This window comes from Chitinophaga nivalis, from assembly GCF_025989125.1.
GTDB lineage: Bacteria > Bacteroidota > Bacteroidia > Chitinophagales > Chitinophagaceae > Chitinophaga > Chitinophaga nivalis.
In genome coordinates, this window is sequence record NZ_JAPDNR010000001.1 from 1,909,053 (window position 1) to 1,925,993 (window position 16,941).

The window sequence follows — 16,941 nt, forward strand, 5'->3', positions numbered from 1 at the left end:
GAAAAAATGTTAACTTGACGCATGCAGAGAATCCTTTTGCTCTTATTCATCTGGGGTGGAGGGCTGCAGGCACAGACGCGGTGGTTGTCGGGAGGGGTGGAAGACAGTGCCTTGCATCGCCCGCTGGCAGGCGTATCTGTACAGGTATTGGAGGATACCGCCCATACCATTACCAATGCTTTCGGTCTTTTTAAATTACGGGTCCCCGAAGATACCGCCACCCTGCTGTTTACCCGCGAGGGCTACTGGCCCCGGCAGGTGTCAGTGCATATAGATAATCATCTCCTGATAACGCTATCCCCTATACGAAAAACTACAGATGCCATTGCAGTGGCCAAAGCCCGGTCACGGATGCAACACACCAGTAATCCCCACTATGGCAATATGGCCATGGGTACCACTTCTTTTTATAATGAAACCTATGGCTCCATCTACGAAAACAGGTTTGTACGCGCAGCAGCACAGCCCTTATCCACTTTTGCAGTAGATGTAGACCGGGCAGCTTATAGTAATATCCGCCGGTTCCTGCGGTTAAAGGAAGCCATTCCTACCGATGCCGTAAGGATAGAAGAAATGGTGAATTACTTTCATTACAACTATCCGTTGCCGCCGGCAGGCAGCACCATGGCGCTATACAGTCGTTATACCGATTGCCCGTGGGAACCTGCGCACCGTTTGCTGGAAATAGCTATCAGGGCCCGTGCTATTGCGATCGATAGCTTACCGCCCAGTAACCTCGTATTCCTGATCGATGTTTCCGGTTCTATGGGTGTATCCAATAAATTACCCTTGTTGCAGGCGGCTTTCCGGGTGCTGGTCAATAACCTGCGGCCATTGGATAAAGTAGCGATTGTAGCCTATGCCGGTGTGCCCGGCGTGGTGTTGCCTGCTACCAGCGGCGATCAGCAGGCGAAAATCCTGCAGGCCATCGATAACCTGAGTGCCGGTGGCACTACCGGTGGAGAATCGGCTATTAAACTGGCCTACCAGATTGCCGCCGCACAGTTTATCCCCGATGGTAATAATCGCGTAATACTGGCTACTGATGGTGATTTTAATGTGGGGCTGACCAGTGATGAGGAGATGGAAACACTGATTACTGAAAAGAAGGAAACCGGCGTATTGCTGACTTGCCTGGGATTCGGGATGAAGAACTATAAAGACTCGAAACTGCAGGCGCTGGCCAATATGGGCAATGGTAATTTTGCCTATATCGATAACCTGGAAGAAGCCCACAAAATATTTGCCCGTGAATTTGGCAGTACCTTGTTTACCGTGGCGCGGGATGTACGCACCGGTATTGTATTTAATCCGGCGGTGGTGAAATCGTATAGGCTTATTGGTTATGAGAACAAGGTGTTGCCGGCAACGGCGGCAGATCCTGGAGTACAGGAGGGAGGTATCATTGGCAGTGGCCATTGCTCCGTGGCGTTATACGAAATTATGCCGGTACCGGATAGTCTGGCAACAGATACTGTGTTGGCGCGGGTGAATATCAGCTACCGGGAACCCCAGGATACGTTGCTACGGGAGCTGCCGGGCAGTGTGCCTGCGCAGCTGACAACTTTCCGTGAAGCACCGGATGATTATCGTTTTGCCGCTGCAGTAGCGTTGTTTGGGATGGTGCTGCGGGGTTCTGCCTACCGGGGCTGTGGCAATACAGACATGGTAGGACAGATGGCCCGGGGAGCCCTTGGCCGGGATAAAGAAGGCTACCGGCAAGAGTTCCTGAAAATGGTAAAAATGGTACGTAAAATGAAGCGTTAGCCGGGCTATTTAATCAACCGGTAACATTTACGGATCATCTTCTGTTGAAAATCAAAAGGTAAAGTCTGATTGGTAATATCCTTGATAGCAGCAGCATTGATCTTTTCTGTTTCCATGATAAACCGGCGATAGTTATTACTGAAATATACCACCCCGTCTTTTTTGGTAGCGAGCAATACTTTGTTCAGTAATTCCGCATGGTCCCGTTGGATGTCCAGGAAATCCTTCATCCGTTTACTGTTGGAGAAGGTGGGCGGATCCATGATCACCAGGTCAAAGGTATTCAGCTTCAGGGTATCCAGGTATTGCAATACATCCGCGTGTACAAAAGGATGTTTGGTGGTATCAAATCCGTTGAGGCGCATGTTTTCTTCTGCCCACGTGAGGTAGGTTTTGGAAAGATCCACGGAGGTTACTTCCGCTGCTCCGCCGGCGGCGGCATATACAGAGAAGGAACCGGTATAGCAGAAAAGGTTCAGTACTTTTTTATCTTTCACTTCTTCCTTTACCATGCTGCGGGTGATGCGATGGTCCAGAAATAAGCCGGTATCCAGGTAGTCGGAGAGGTTTACTCTAAACTGCAGACCGCCTTCTTTTACAATCATCTCGTGATTTTCCAGGCTTAGTTTTTCGTATTGGCTTTTCCTGTTTTCCTTACGTTGCCGTTGTTTCACCCAGATTTTTTCCGGTACCACATCCAGTATTTTGCTGATCAGTTCCAGGCAGGTATCCAGCCATGCTTCGTGGGCGTCATCATCCATGCCATGGCGGCGGTTGTATTCAGCAATGTATACCTGATCTTCATACATTTCTATGCTGAAGGGAAATTCAGGAATATCGTCGTCATATACCCGGTAGCAGGTAATGTTTTGCCTTCTGGCGAGTTTACTGATGTGCCGGAATACTTTGGTAAGCCGGTTCTCGAACATCTGCATTTTTTGCTCCATAGTGAGTGGTGGTATAAAGCAGAAAGCTGACCGGAGTGAAGATCCTGAAATCTTCGCTTTGGTCAGCTTTTATGCTGTATGTTTTTCCGCTTTAGGTTAGCTGAATATATCTCTTACCTTCTCAAAAAATCCTTTTTCAGATTTTTCCGGATTTGGTTTAAAGTTGTCGGATGCCTGTAATTTATCGAGCATTGCTTTTTCATCGGAGGTAACGGTTTGCGGTGTCCATACATTTACATGGATCAGCTGATCGCCTTTCTCGTAGGAGTTGACAGAAGGGAAACCTTTGCCTTTGAGGCGGAAGATTTTACCACTTTGTGTACCTGCGGGAATCTTGATTTTAGCTTTACCATCGATGGTAGGAACTTCCAGGGAAGTACCGTATACCGCATCCGGGAAGGAGATATACAGATCGTAGGCTACATTCAGGCCATCGCGCTGCAGTTCCGGATGTGGTTCTTCTTCGATGAGGATCAGCAGGTCGCCAGGGGCGCCGCCTCTTTCACCGGCATTACCTTTTCCGCTCATGCTCAGCTGCATACCTTCCTGTACGCCTGCCGGGATGTCGATGCTCACCATTTCTTCGCCATACATACGACCTTCTCCTTTACAGTGGCCGCATTTGCTGGTGATGATCTGGCCTTCGCCATGACAGGTAGGACAAGTGGTAACGGTTTGCATCTGGCCCAGGAAAGTCTGTGTTACTTTCCTTACCTGACCGGAACCGCCACAGGTGTTACAGCTTTGAAAGGCATTTTTATCTTTTGCTCCCAGGCCACCGCAATGCTGGCAGGGAACATATTTTTTTACTTTGATTTTTTTGTTGGCGCCTTTGGCTATTTCTTCATAGGTCAGCCGGATTTTTACCCGGAGGTTGGAACCACGGGTACCGCGTCCACGGCGGTTTCCACCACCACCACGACCGCCGCCGCCGAAGAAGCTGCCAAAAATATCATCATTACCGAAAATGTCACCAAAGTTGGAGAAGATGTCGTCCATATTCATGCCGCCACCGCCGCCAAATCCGCCACGGTTACCATTCATACCGGCATGGCCGAAACGATCATATTGCGCCCTTTTATCAGGGTCGCTCAATACTTCGTATGCTTCAGCCGCTTCCTTGAATTTCTCTTCCGCCTCTTTATTATTGGGGTTGCGGTCAGGGTGATATTGCATAGCCACCTTGCGGTAGGCTTTTTTGATTTCATCCTGGCTGGAGGTTTTGACAACCGCCAGTATTTCGTAATAATCTCTTTTGGTAGACATTATAGTAATTACTTATTTATCAGTATACCATACTGATTGTTGTTCCGGTAAAAATATTCAGTCAGCTGTCAGCATAAGTTTTTACATCTTATGCCACATCGTCATTCTATTTACCCACTATTACCTTCGCATGACGGATCAATTTGTCATTCAGGTAATAACCAGGTTGTAATACGTCCACTATTTTTCCTTCCAGATCAGGTGTAGGAGCGGGTATTTCTGTGATGGCCTCGTGCAGGTCAGAATCAAATGGGGTGTTGGCACTTTCCATTACTTTCAGTCCTTTTGCCTGCAGGGTAGTTCGTAACTTGTTGAATACCAGTACTACGCCATCTTTTAAGGCATTGATATCGGTGGTATTCTCCAGCTGTTTGGCAGCCCTGTCACTATCATCCAGTACATCCAGCAAAGATATGATAACTTCTTTATTGGCTGTTTGCATTAATTCTATACGTTCTTTTGCAGTACGTTTACGGTAGTTGTCAAATTCTGCCTGTAACCGGAGGTACTTATCACGCAATTCACTTACTTCTTTCTCTTTTTTCTCCAGTTCTCCTGTTGCTTCCGATTCATCATTCATATGTGCAGTACTGTTTGTTTGCTCGTCAGTACTGATATCCGGCATGCTCTTTTCGTTTTCGCCACCAGCGTTAGCCTGTCCGTTTGTCTGCATGTCTTGTTCTTTTTCTGTCATAATTGTAATGATTATCTGCAGGAGGAAGTTGTCAATTTCTTTGCCAACACTGTTTTTGACGACAAAAAGGCAGATATATAACGCTTCGGATGAGGAATTAGAAATGACACAATTTTAATTCTACTACCTTTGCTGTTCGAAATACTATAAATGACGAAGGTTTTTTTAAAGAAACAGATACAAAACAGGGTACTACAGGGCCATCCCTGGATTTTCGGGAATGAAGTATCGGAAATTAAGGGCGACGTAAATCCCGGTGATATAGTGGATGTATACACGCATAAAGGTTTTTTCCTGGGCAGGGGCTACATTAACCCGCAATCCCAGATCCTGGTGCGCATACTTACCCGCGATAAAAGTGAAGAAATCAATGCGGAATTCTTTTACCGCCGTTTGCTGAAATGCTGGGAATACCGCCAGAAACTGGGTTATGTGGAAAACTGCCGCCTGGTGTATGGAGAAGCAGATGAATTACCGGCATTGGTCATCGATAAATTCAATGATTACTTTGTCATCCAGACATTGGCGCTGGGTATTGAAAAGTGGAAAGATGCCATCGTGGATGCGATTAACCGTATTTTCTCTCCCAAAGGTATTTATGAACGGAATGATGTGCCGGTACGTGAACTGGAAGGAATGACCCAGCAAAAGGGCTTCCTGAGCGCACCTTTCGACACAAATGTGATCATCAATGAGAATGGGCTGCAGTTCCATGTGGATATCGTAAATGGTCAGAAAACGGGCTATTTCCTGGATCAGCAGGATAACCGCCGGGAAATAAAAAATATTGTCCGCGGCGCCGACGTGATGGAAGCGTTTTGCTATACCGGTACTTTTTCCTGTCATGCCGGTTACTATGGCGCGAAAAGCGTACTGGGACTGGATATTTCAGAGCATGCCGTAGAGACCGCCCGCAAAAATGCCGCGCTGAACAACCTGCAGGATATCTGTAAGTTCCAGGCAGTCAATGCTTTCGACCAGCTGAAACAATGGAGCCGGGAAGAGAAAAAGTTTGATGTGGTGATCCTCGATCCGCCGGCCTTTACCAAAAGCCGCGAAAATATTCAGAAAGCAGTAACCGGTTATAAAGAAATTAACCTGCGGGGTATGAAGTTGCTGAAACCCGGTGGCTTCCTGGTAACGGCTTCCTGTACCAACCTGGTATCGCCGTCGTTGTTCCTGGAAACCATTGATGCAGCTGCGAAAGACGCCAAAAAGAAACTGCGGCAGGTCACTTTCCAGACCCAGGCCCAGGACCATCCGATTTTAAGAAATATCGAGAATACCACGTATCTGAAGTTCCTGATCGTGGAAGTATCCTGATAAAAAAAGTATAAAAAAGAGAAATGGTGTAACGTGCGCTTAGCGTGGTTACACCATTTCTCTTTTTAAATAATTTATAGCTGCCGGCCTATTTAAATACATTGAATTTACCCGATTCTACCAGGTTTCCCCGCTGATCGCGTAATTGAAAAATATACAGACCGTTATAGTAGTTGTCAACGTTTACAGTGGTGCGGGAACCGACGCCTTTCAGCAATTCCATTTTCTTTCCCAGGAAGTTATACACAATAAGATCGTATATACGATCGTTAGTATGTTGGTTTATTTCGAAATTGATAATGGTGGTAGCGGGGTTTGGATATAGTTTCACAATTTTGCTACCCCCCTCCGTTGCCGGTAGAGTTTTATCATTTTGAGCCTTCCCTGTAAGGGAAAAAAGGCTAAAAAGTATGATGAGAACTAGGGTAGAGGTTTTCCACATAGTATAATAAAAATAAAGTTTTATTCAAATATTTCCTAATTTTTGTTTGATAATATTACGTCATTCAACACCCGAATTACGCCTCTCTCACAGTAAAAATAACAAACTACCGGCCATTTTGTTAGGGTTACGACCTTTTTTATATAAATTTTAACGCTATCCTCAAAAATCATATAATCATATGATTTTCAATTAATTAGAATCTCGGGCAATTCACACTTTCCAGCGTACTGTTGCGGCTGTTCAGGAAACCTTTGAAAACCAATGATATTTCAAAGCCGCCGAACGATTTGCTGGCCGTTCTCAACTGGGAGATATTGGTGTCATAACTCATCGCAATCTCGTATTTGTCCATATCAATTTTAAGCGTGGGAATGATCGCATCATTCCAGCGCAGGAAGAGACCGCCATAAATCGCCCGCGTAGATTCCAATCCCTCATTCATTAAACCATAGCCGATCAATCCTCCGCCAATGTATTCGGAATAGGTACCCTGATGCAGTTGATTGTAATGGGCAATCACCTTTACCCTTTCAGACACCGGAATGGTAATACCGGCATTGAAGGTGATTTTAGGATCCAGTTCGATATTTTTATCATTGTAGAAAGATATTTTGGCCCGGTTGAAATGGAAATATCCGGCCCCGATAAAGTAATTGACATCTTCCCCAATCACACTGTTGTAACTTAATCCTACGCCGGCATCCAGATAGCTGTATCCTTTGAGTGCCAGCTTGCCTTCCTCCCCGGTAGCCGCAGCCGGATCAAAACGTCCGCCGGAATACTGGTTGTTGAAAGTCATATTGCTAGGATCAAACTGGCGCTGTACCAATCCGCCCATAAAGCCTAAAGAGAGGAAACTGCTTTTATCCTCATTGAGCGATTTGTGGTAGTTGATAGCCGGGAAAATCTGGGTAGACTGCAGCCGGGAGGTACCGGCACGATCGTACGTCAGCTGCAACCCCGTGGTGATGTAGTCATTGCCGCGGCCCACGGGGAATTTAATTTCTCCGCTGATGGTACCGGTCTGGTATGGTACGGTTACGCTGTTCCACTGGTTGCGGTATACCGCCTGAATACGTACGTCGCCATTGAAAATACCAATCAATGCAGGGTTGCGCAGGATCGGTGTTTCATAGAACTGCGACAGATGTATATCCTGTGAGAACACCGGTAAGGTGGTTGTCAGACAGGCTATAGCCAGTAATATGTTGAAAATGGTTTTCATATTGAACCCGTTAAAGAATTATCTGAGTAATGTAACGTTGCCTTTTAACTGAAAGAATTCGTTGGTATCACAGTAGGCTTCAATGAAATAGATATACACATCGGCCGGTTGTGGATTTCCTTTGTAGGAGCCGTTCCAGCCCGCATTGATGTCGTCTATATTGATACGCTCCCGGCGAAATACTTCCTGCCCCCAGCGATTGAAAATCCGGAAGGATTTGATGAAGCTGATACCTTTTCCCCGCGGATAAAAAATGTCGTTTTGCCCATCTCCATTCGGACTAAAAGTATTGGGTACAAATACTACATCTGTATTGCACACCAGATCTACTTTCATCAGATCATGCGCCTTACAGCCGTATTGATTGGTACCGGTAATGCTATAGGTAATCGGTTTACGTACCAGGGCATTGGTAAATGGTTCGGTGGTGTTATCCAGGTAATCGCGCGGGCTCCATTCCCATTTCACTACATCAGGACTGCCGCTGGCCATCAGCCGTACCATGTCGCCTACCATCACCGTCTGGTCTTTACCGGCATTCACAGATGGCAATGGTTTTACGCTCACTTTCACCGATAGCGGTGCACTCATCGGACAGGCCGGATCATTGGTACCGGTTACCTGATATACCATATCTACCGAAGGTGTTGTAATCGGATCGGCAATGGTATTATTCGTTAAGCCGGTTACGGGCGTCCAGTCGTAGAAAGTAGCGCCGCCTGCCTGCAGTTTTACAGAGCTGCCGTAACACACCATTGTATCCTTGCTGATAGTAAGGTTCACTTTAGGTACCACCGTAATGTCGATAGAGTCCATAGTCGTACAGCCATTTACGTTAGTGGTACGAATACGGTACCGGGTATTGACCACCGGATTGGCTACGGGGTCGGCACAGGTGGTACAACTCAGGTTATCGGTATCCAGCCACTTGATCGTACCGTCGGACAGCACATTTAACGTAATACTGTTGCCCTCACATATTTTCTTTTGCTGCGTGGTAATGCGTACATAGGGTGTTGGGTGGATGCTGATATCCTGTTGTACTGAATCTTTACAGTTGCGGGCATCGGTGACCACCAGTTTTACCGTATAGGTGCCGGATGTACTGTATTTGCCGGCGGCCGGTGTTTGCAGTACCGAAGTTTGGCCATTGCCCAATTCCCAGTACCAGTTGGTGATAGGAATATTGGGAGAGGGCTGCGTATTGTTGATAAAGCTAACCGGCTGAGAAGCGCAGGTAACCGCACCCGTGCTGAAGGCTGCCTGGGGCGCCAGGATTTTTATATTGGCCGGTTTATGCACCACATCATCGCAGTAGGCCGGATCCTTATAGTGAATGGTCAGCTGGTCATCGAAGGTGCCGGTAGTTAGCCAGGTTTTTACATAGAACTGGTCGGTAGTGGTATAGGTGGTACCATCACCCAGTTGCCAGGTATAGTTGGAAACCAATGCCAGCGGTACATTCAGCACTTCATAGGTGGCTTTGCTGCCCCGGCAGATGGCACTTACTCCGGTAGAGAAATCCGCCTTAAAATGATATACCGTCTGATAACTGCTATGGCTGCAGTTGCCGCCATTTTCCCCGATGGTAAGACGTACGGTATAATTGGCGGGAGTAGTATACTGGTGGGTAGCATGTTGCGTATGTTCCAGCGGGGTATTGTCTCCGAAATCCCACTCATAGGTGGTGTTGGGAGAAGTACCGACGGAGGTATTGGTAAATATAAATTTGCTTTTATCCGCACAATCACGTTGCACAGTAAATTGAGATACAGGGCCGGTAATGGCAATAGTAGCCGGAGCGGCCTGTGTATAACAACCATTACTACCGGCTTTCAGTTGTATAGTGAGATTACCGTTGGCCTTGAAAGCATGTTTGATATCATTGGTATTGCTGGTTTCTGTTTGTCCATCGCCGAAATCCCAGCTATAGGTATCGGCATGGTTGGCATTGGCCAGCAATCTTACGGGTTCCCCTACACAGGCACTTTGCGGGGAAACGGTGAAGCTGACATTGGTAGGCGGATTGCCGGTATGTACCTGCCGGATGAATGTTTTATTGACGGTACATCCACCGGCGGTAGTTGCCAGTATGCCTACCGGATAGGTACCGGTTTGGGTATAATTGTGCGTCGTGTTGCCGGTGGTGGTGGATTGGGTGCTGCCATCGCCGAATGTCCAGTTCCAGGTGGTAACCGGGTCATTCCCGTCGTTGGTGACTGCAGCCGTAAAGGCAGCGATATAAGGTACGCAGCCCGATACAGGTGTACTCAGGGTGATTTCCGGCAGGGAAACATGGATATAGGCCTGTTTTTTTATAGTCGCCGTACAGCCGTTGGTGTTAGTAACGGTGAGGGTTACATCAAATTTGCCGGCCTTGGTATAAGCATGTGAAATATAGGCATTGCTGGTGACTACCGGGGCGGTACCATCCCCGAAATCCCAGGTACGGCTGGTGGCGCCGGGTGTGGCGTCTGTAAAGTTAGCTGTGAATAACCGGCAGCTGTTGGTGACATCCGCCGTAAAAGCTACTGCTGGTATGGCGCCAACGGTAAAGGTGCGATAATAGGTGCTGCTGCCCCGGTCGTATTGTGCTGTCAGTGTTATTTTTTTAGGCCCGCCGGAGGTATAGGTGATCTGCGGATGAACATCGTGAGATGTTCTGCCATCGCCAAAATCCCAGTCATAGGCCACCGGATTGCCGGTAGAAGTATTTTGTATGGTAATGACAGCCGGTGCGCAAAGACTGGCTGGTACAGCGGTAAAATTAAAATCAGCTTTCTGGGCCGATACCCCCCGGGAATGTAACAGGAATAGTGTGAGCACGCATGCCCATAAGTGTGTGACCTGGAAGTATTTCATAGGTTGTACAGGTTTTCCATAGCTTTTGATACCACAAATTAACGAAAATTATATATATAAATTTATATCCAATCGTCCGGCGGCCTGAAACCGCCGGCAGACGGGCTTATCGGATCAATGTTACATTCCCTTTCAGGAGGGTAGATTCGCCGGTATCACAGATCACCTCTGCGTAGTATACAAATACGTCCGGATTGAGCGGCGTGCCTTTGAATTTACCATCCCAGCCCTGGGAAGGGTCTTCGGTGTTGACATTGGCCCGTTCAAAAATGAGTTGTCCCCAGCGGTTGAAAATCCGGAAGGTACGGATGCGCTGCATACCCCTGCCCCGGATATAGAAGATATCATTTTGTCCGTCGCCATTGGGTGAAAAGGTATTGGGTATAAACAAGCTGCTAATCGTACAAACCAGCCGGATGGAGATTTCATCGCTGCTTTCACAGCCAAAGCGGTTGGTAACCGTCACCTTGTAGGTGGTATTACGTAGCGGCGTTGCCGTAGGTGCCAGGCAGGAAAAACAACTGAGCCCTGTTTGCGGGGTCCAGGTGGTTTGGATAATATCCGCACTGCCGGTCACCGGCAGGGGGATCACCGTACCGGTAGGAATTTCCATGTCGGGACCCGCGTTGACGGTGGGTGCTTCTCTTACGTGTACTTTCGCCAATGCCGTATCGGTGAAACAGCTTTCATTATCATAGCCTACTACCTGGTAAGTGGTTGTATTATCCGGGGTGGCTACCGGATCCGGTATATCCGTACGGTCCAATCCTTTGCCGGCAATCCAGCGGTAAGACAGGGCGCCACCGGCCAGCAGCTGTACACTTTTTCCGGCGCATACTTCTGCATCCAGGGCATAGATGTGGAAAGGCTGTACTACGGTAACGGGTATATTACCGGTATTCGTGCAACCAAATTCGTTGGTCGCCTTCACCTGGTATACGGTATTGACAGCGGGTTTCACCAGTGGGTCTTTGCTGGCGGGATCTGATATATTGTAATCGGTCCATTGTACGGTTACGGCGCCTGTAGTATTGGCATGCAGCTGTAAGCTGCCGCCCAGACATATTTTAGCGGTGGCCGGCGCCAGTTGCAGTAACGGTGCCGGATGTACGATCATGCTGGCGGTAGCGGTGCTGGGACAGGAACCATCGTCGTTGGTGATGGTGAGCGATACCGGATAGGTGCCGCTTTTGTCCAGCGTGATTTCCGGTGGTACGGGATCGTTGTATACCAGATTTGGCGCTACTTTCCACTGCCATTTGGTGCCAGGTACGTACTTGTTGTCGCTGCCGGTCAGCTGGATTTTACCCGCTACACACAGGGGTGCGATGGGGGAAATGGCGGCTTCCGGTTGCGGAGGAATAGCCAGGGATAATATTTTATCGCTGATACAGCCGTAGGCGCTGGTAACGGCCAGCTGTACCCGGTAGGTACCCGGGCGGGTATAGTCGAATGTGGCATTGGGCGTAGTCGCATGATTGTTTGCATCTCCCGGTACGCCAAAATCCCAGCTGTTGGTAAAGTCTAACGCCAAGGAATCTTTGGTGAGTGTTTTACTGCGATTGGTAAAACGGATAATACCGCCGCCGCAGGCCTGGCTGTTGTCTATGGTGAAATCGGCAATCGCCTGGTCTACAATGATTTTATCTTTATTCATAGCCGGTACGGAGCAGCCCTGGTCGTCGATGAGGGATACCCGTGGGTAATAAATACCGGATTTCGTATAGGTGTGTGCGGGAGCTGTTGGCGTGGTGGTCGTTACTACTACTCCGTCGTCAAAGTCCCACATGTATTGTGCTGTTTTCACTGCTTCGGCACTGATGGTAACGGCTAATGGTACGCAACCCTGGGTGGGTGTACTTTTCATACTGCCGTCCGGTCCTTTGATTGTCACTGGTAAAGTAGCACTGCTGCTGCAACCCCCTTCGGCATATACTGTGAGTGTTACCTGATAGGTTTTACTGCGTACATAGATATGCTCATCGGGATCATTCTGCGAAGAAGTACCGTTGTCACCGAAATCCCAGACGGATCTTTCATAGTCGGTAGACTGATTGGTAAATGCCACTTTCACCGGCGGACAAGGATCCAGGTTATCCGGGATGGTGAATTTTGCTTTCGGATCAGGCACCCGGATCACATTGGTTTTAGTGATAGCATCGGTACAACCGCCGCTGGTCGTTACTTTCAGCGTAATGCTGTAGGTGCCGGAGCTGGTATAGGTTTTCGAAGGCATCTTACCAGTACCGGTAGTCAGGTCACCGAAATCCCACGCATAATCTGCGATCGTACCTGTGGACTGATCCGAAAATACAAAAGGTTTATTCAGACAGGCGATATTCACAGGTATCATAAAATCTGCTTTTACCCTGTCGAAGCGAATCACCTTTTGTATGGGCAACGTACAACCAAATTTATCTGTAACGGTTAATTTTACCGTATAGTCGTTTACGTTAGTGTAGTTGTGTTGAATAACTGCCGGCGGCGTATTGTATTGCAAGGCGGGGCTGCCATCGCCGAAATCCCAGCTCCATTGGGTGATCTGGTTTCCGCTATTCACTGTGCTTTTGTCGGTGAACGTGAAAGTCTCGTCCTTGCAACGTTTACCGGTAAAATCGAAATCCGGTACCGCCCCGTTTACGGTTACCTGTACAGACGGCGCTGTACGGATACAGCCGTTCATGTCAGTGATAGTTAACGTAATGGTGTAGGTACCACTTTTACTATACTGATGAGATCTGCCATCAGCAGGGTTGAAATTGTTACCCGGCAGGGTTTCCTGGAAGTTATCGCCCCAGTCCCAGGTATAGGTCCGGATATTTTCCGGCTTTAGTGGCCCGAGGGTAATGTTTATTTTTTCATTGATACAAATATTGGCTTTATCGGCTGTAATCACGGGCTTTTCATCAATGATCTGAATGGTTTCGGTATAGGTAGAGGTACAGAAGCCATTGTCGATAGTCAGCTTTACCACTTTAGGCCCCGTGGTTTTGTAGGTGAAATCCGGATGTTGTGCGGTGGAGGTAGCGCCGTCTTCTCCAAACTCCCATTTCCAGCTTTTAGGTAGCGTAGGATCGGGACCAAAATTGGAGCCGTCTGTGAACTTACGGTGATAAGGATCCACGCAGTCCGGCGCTGTATTGAAGTGTGCAATAGGTGGCAGTATCCGGATATATTTCAGTTTGGTCAGCTGTGCCTGGCAACCATTGTTGGTAACAATGAGCGTCACATCATGATTACCGATTTCCCCAAAATGATGGTTGGGATTTTCTTCTGTGCTGGTGCTGTTATCCTGCGGGAAGATCCACAGCCAGGAAGTACCGCGGGGCTTAGATAAATTGGTAAACTGTATGGGATCTTTAGCACAGGAGATGAGTGGCGTAGCCGTGAAGTCTACTACCGGCAACGTACCGGTTTGTATCAGCGTGGTAGCGGTAGCCACGCAGCCACTGGCCGTGCGGATGCGCAGGGTGACTGTGAACGTACCTTCTTTAGTGAAAATATGGGTAGGTGCTGCATCGGTGGCAGTGCTGCCATCACCGAAATCCCATTCATAACTGACAATGGGTTCTGTGATATTCAACAATGCTTTAAAATCAACAGATAATGGTACACAACCGGTCATCGCGCTGGTTTGGATGGTCAGTACCGGTTTGATGATCCGGATATAGCCGGGCAGGTTTACTGTTTTAGTACAGCCGTTACCGTTGGTAGCGGTGAGTTTAATATCATAGATCCCTTCACGGGTATAGGTGTGTGTGGGGTTCTCCAGCGAAGAGGTAGTACCGTCGCCAAAGTTCCAGGTCCATTGCGTGGCATCTTTGGATTGCGCCTGAAACTGAGTCGTAAAAGGTACCATGCAGGCGGTGGTCGGAGAGGCTACCGGATTGATCTGTGGGGCAGGCAGCAGGTGTAGTAATTGTTGTGTTTCTTCTACGCAGTTGCCCAGCCGGGCCCGCATTTTTATCAGGTAATCACCGCCGGCAGGAAACTGCCGGGTGACATCTGTGGTGGTTGCCGTAGTACCATCAGGGAAAGTCCAGGTAACCGCATCTGGCTGTGGCTGCGTGGTATTTTTAAAAGTGATGTCCTGTCCGGCGCAAAGGGAAGATGTTGTAAAGGATGGTTTAATAGGTTGAATAACGATGTAGGCTGGTTTGGATAACACCTTTTTACAACCACCGCTGGTGGTAGCCGTGAGGGTGACAGTATAGGTGCCTGTTTTGGTGTAGGTATGTATGCCGTCTGTTCCCGTAGTGCCGTCACCGTAGTCCCAGGTATAGGTAATGGGATCGGTGCTGTTGTTAACGGTGGTATTGAAAAAATGTACGGCCAGCGGGGCGGTACAGCTTTCGGTTTTGTCGGCGGTAAAGGCCGGCTGTGGTGCATCCTGTACTTTCAGGGGAAATGGGTCGCTGTTACTTTTACAGCCCCGGCTGTTGGTAACAATACTGATCACATTAAAGGTACCGGGCTGTGAGAACGTATGGGGTACGCTGGCGCCGATGGCGCCGGAGCCATCTCCAAAATCCCAGTCGATGGATACGATGCTGCCATCGCCGGGTTGTGACTGATCCCTGAAGGTAGTAGCATAGGGTATACATCCGGTGGTAGCGGGTGTTGTAAATTTCACCACTGGTTTATTGTAGACCGTAATGTCTATTTGCCGGGTAATTATCATATTGGGATAGGTAACCGTACATTTCACATGGTAGGTACCGGGTGTCTGGAATATACGGGAAGGCGTAGTGGTATTACTAACGTTGGCGCCTACGCCAAAATCCCACTCAATGCTTTGATAACCATTGTCGATAGCTGCATTGAACTGAACGGAAAATGGCGGACATCCTCCTGTTTTATCGGCAGATACGGCCACGGTCTGCGCGGAGGCAGAAAGTGTTGCCAGTAATAACAGGCAGTAAATGGCATGTCTGAAAACAATCCACAGATAAGATGACAGGTGATTCATGTTGGCTAGGTATAGGCCCGGAACAAGGCAGTTTCATAGGTGTATTCCGGGCATGAAATTAGTAATAATGTTTGTAAATACGGTGCTTTTATCTATGTGATTGAATGGCCGTAACTTAGCACAAAACAAACCGCTACATGGACAGTCAATACTGGAATGACCGATATATTAATGGCGCTACCGGCTGGGATATGGGACGGGTATCACCACCGTTGCAGGAGTATATTGAACAGTTACCCAACCGGGATCTTCGTATACTCGTTCCCGGAGGAGGCAACAGTTATGAAGCTACTTATCTGGCAGAGAAGGCGTTCGGTGATGTAACGGTGCTGGATATAGCGCCGGTGCTTATACAAAAATTACAGGAGCAGTTTAAATACACCCGGGTGAAGGTGGTGGAAGAAGATTTTTTTGTACATGCAGGGCAGTATGACCTGATACTGGAACAAACTTTTTTCTGTGCCATTGATCCGGCCCTGCGGCCTGATTATGTGGCCCATATGCATCGGCTGCTGAAGCCGGAAGGGCATCTGGTGGGCGTATTGTTCAACCGTGATTTTACCCAGGAAGGCCCGCCCTTTGGAGGGAATGAGGCGGAATACCGGGCGCTTTTTGATCCTTATTTTGATATTAAAACACTGGCTCCCTGTTATAATTCTCATCCGGCCAGACAGGGCGCAGAGTTGTTTATTAACTTTATACCGAAAATAATCAGCACATGTACAGATTCTTATTAGCCTTGTTGTTGAGTAGCAGCACATTGCTGGCGCAACAGCAAACGAGTGTGGATGCGGTGACCTTTGCCAAAGGGATACAACAACCGGGTATTCAGGTGTTTGATGTACGTACCGCCGGAGAATTTAATACCGGTCATCTGCCTGATGCCCTGCAGGCCGACTATACAAAAAAAACGGAATTCAATGAACGGGTACAGTACCTGAATAAAACCAAACCGGTATATGTATACTGTCTCAGTGGTGGCCGTAGCAGCGCTGCTGCCAGATGGATGCGGGAAAATGGTTTTCAGCAGGTGGTGGAACTGGAAGGTGGTATCAACGCCTGGAAACAAGCCGGAGAACCTTTGACCGGCGTAAGTGAGAAAAAGCCGCAGATGAGTGTGGCCACCTATGAAAAAGCGATTCAACAAAAGGGTTGGGTGTTAACCGATGTCGGCGCCACCTGGTGTCCGCCATGCCGGCAAATGGAACCGGTATTGGAAAAGTTTCTCCGCGAAAATAAACAGGTAACATTGGTGAAAGTAGATGGGGGCAATGATGTGGAGTTAATGAAGGCGATTGATGCGAAAGGGCTACCTACTTTTATTTTGTATAAAGATGGAAAAGAAGTGTGGCGCAAACAGGGAGTGGTGGAATTGCGTGTGCTGACGGAAGCTTTACAACGCTAAAACAGCTAATAACGAATGAGGAAGGATGGTTGCCGGCA

11 protein-coding genes are annotated in these 16,941 nt (G+C 48.1%); 4 read left to right on the plus strand and 7 right to left on the minus strand.

Annotation, left to right across the window (positions count from 1 at the left end; genetic code table 11):
• The first annotated feature begins 21 nt into the window (after positions 1-21).
• On the plus strand, positions 22-1,767 hold the full coding sequence (locus OL444_RS07890; RefSeq protein WP_264733766.1) for a YfbK domain-containing protein: 1,746 nt from the start codon (positions 22-24) through the stop codon (positions 1,765-1,767).
• Positions 1,768-1,772: 5 nt separating this feature from the next.
• On the opposite strand, the gene OL444_RS07895 is transcribed toward OL444_RS07890, so the two are convergent.
• The 3 genes from OL444_RS07895 to OL444_RS07905 all read right to left on the minus strand — a co-directional run bounded on the left by OL444_RS07895 (position 1,773) and on the right by OL444_RS07905 (position 4,674).
• Positions 1,773-2,714 carry a class I SAM-dependent methyltransferase gene (locus OL444_RS07895; protein WP_264733765.1) on the minus strand — a complete coding sequence of 314 codons (942 nt, stop codon included), beginning with the start codon at positions 2,712-2,714 and terminating at the stop codon, positions 1,773-1,775.
• 96 nt (positions 2,715-2,810) lie between these two features.
• The gene (gene dnaJ, locus OL444_RS07900) at positions 2,811-3,980 is read right to left on the minus strand and encodes a molecular chaperone DnaJ (RefSeq protein ID WP_264733764.1); all 1,170 of its coding nucleotides are present in this window, start codon (positions 3,978-3,980) and stop codon (positions 2,811-2,813) included.
• A 106-nt stretch (positions 3,981-4,086) separates the two neighbouring features.
• Positions 4,087-4,674 (minus strand): nucleotide exchange factor GrpE, encoded by a 588-nt coding sequence (locus tag OL444_RS07905; RefSeq protein WP_264733763.1) that lies wholly within the window; start codon positions 4,672-4,674, stop codon positions 4,087-4,089.
• 150 nt (positions 4,675-4,824) lie between these two features.
• On the opposite strand from OL444_RS07905, the gene OL444_RS07910 reads away from it, so the two are divergent.
• Positions 4,825-5,997 (plus strand): class I SAM-dependent rRNA methyltransferase, encoded by a 1,173-nt coding sequence (locus OL444_RS07910; protein WP_264733762.1) that lies wholly within the window; start codon positions 4,825-4,827, stop codon positions 5,995-5,997.
• An 88-nt stretch (positions 5,998-6,085) separates the two neighbouring features.
• On the opposite strand, the gene OL444_RS07915 is transcribed toward OL444_RS07910, so the two are convergent.
• The 4 genes from OL444_RS07915 to OL444_RS07930 form a co-directional block, all read right to left on the minus strand.
• A complete protein-coding gene (locus OL444_RS07915) occupies positions 6,086-6,328 on the minus strand; it encodes a T9SS type A sorting domain-containing protein (protein WP_264733761.1) in 243 nt (80 codons plus the stop codon).
• Between the two features lie 307 nt (positions 6,329-6,635).
• Positions 6,636-7,667 (minus strand): PorP/SprF family type IX secretion system membrane protein, encoded by a 1,032-nt coding sequence (locus OL444_RS07920; protein ID WP_264733760.1) that lies wholly within the window; start codon positions 7,665-7,667, stop codon positions 6,636-6,638.
• 18 nt (positions 7,668-7,685) lie between these two features.
• Entirely contained in the window at positions 7,686-10,529 is a 2,844-nt protein-coding gene (locus OL444_RS07925) for a PKD domain-containing protein (protein WP_264733759.1), read from the minus strand.
• 106 nt (positions 10,530-10,635) lie between these two features.
• Entirely contained in the window at positions 10,636-15,498 is a 4,863-nt protein-coding gene (locus OL444_RS07930) for a PKD domain-containing protein (RefSeq protein ID WP_264733758.1), read from the minus strand.
• Positions 15,499-15,635: 137 nt separating this feature from the next.
• Between OL444_RS07930 and OL444_RS07935 the strand changes: the two genes are divergently transcribed.
• Positions 15,636-16,235 carry a methyltransferase domain-containing protein gene (locus tag OL444_RS07935; RefSeq protein ID WP_264733757.1) on the plus strand — a complete coding sequence of 200 codons (600 nt, stop codon included), beginning with the start codon at positions 15,636-15,638 and terminating at the stop codon, positions 16,233-16,235.
• Positions 16,217-16,903 (plus strand): rhodanese-like domain-containing protein, encoded by a 687-nt coding sequence (locus OL444_RS07940; RefSeq protein ID WP_264733756.1) that lies wholly within the window; start codon positions 16,217-16,219, stop codon positions 16,901-16,903. Before OL444_RS07935 ends, OL444_RS07940 begins: the two co-directional genes overlap by 19 nt.
• The last annotated feature ends 38 nt before the right edge of the window (positions 16,904-16,941 follow it).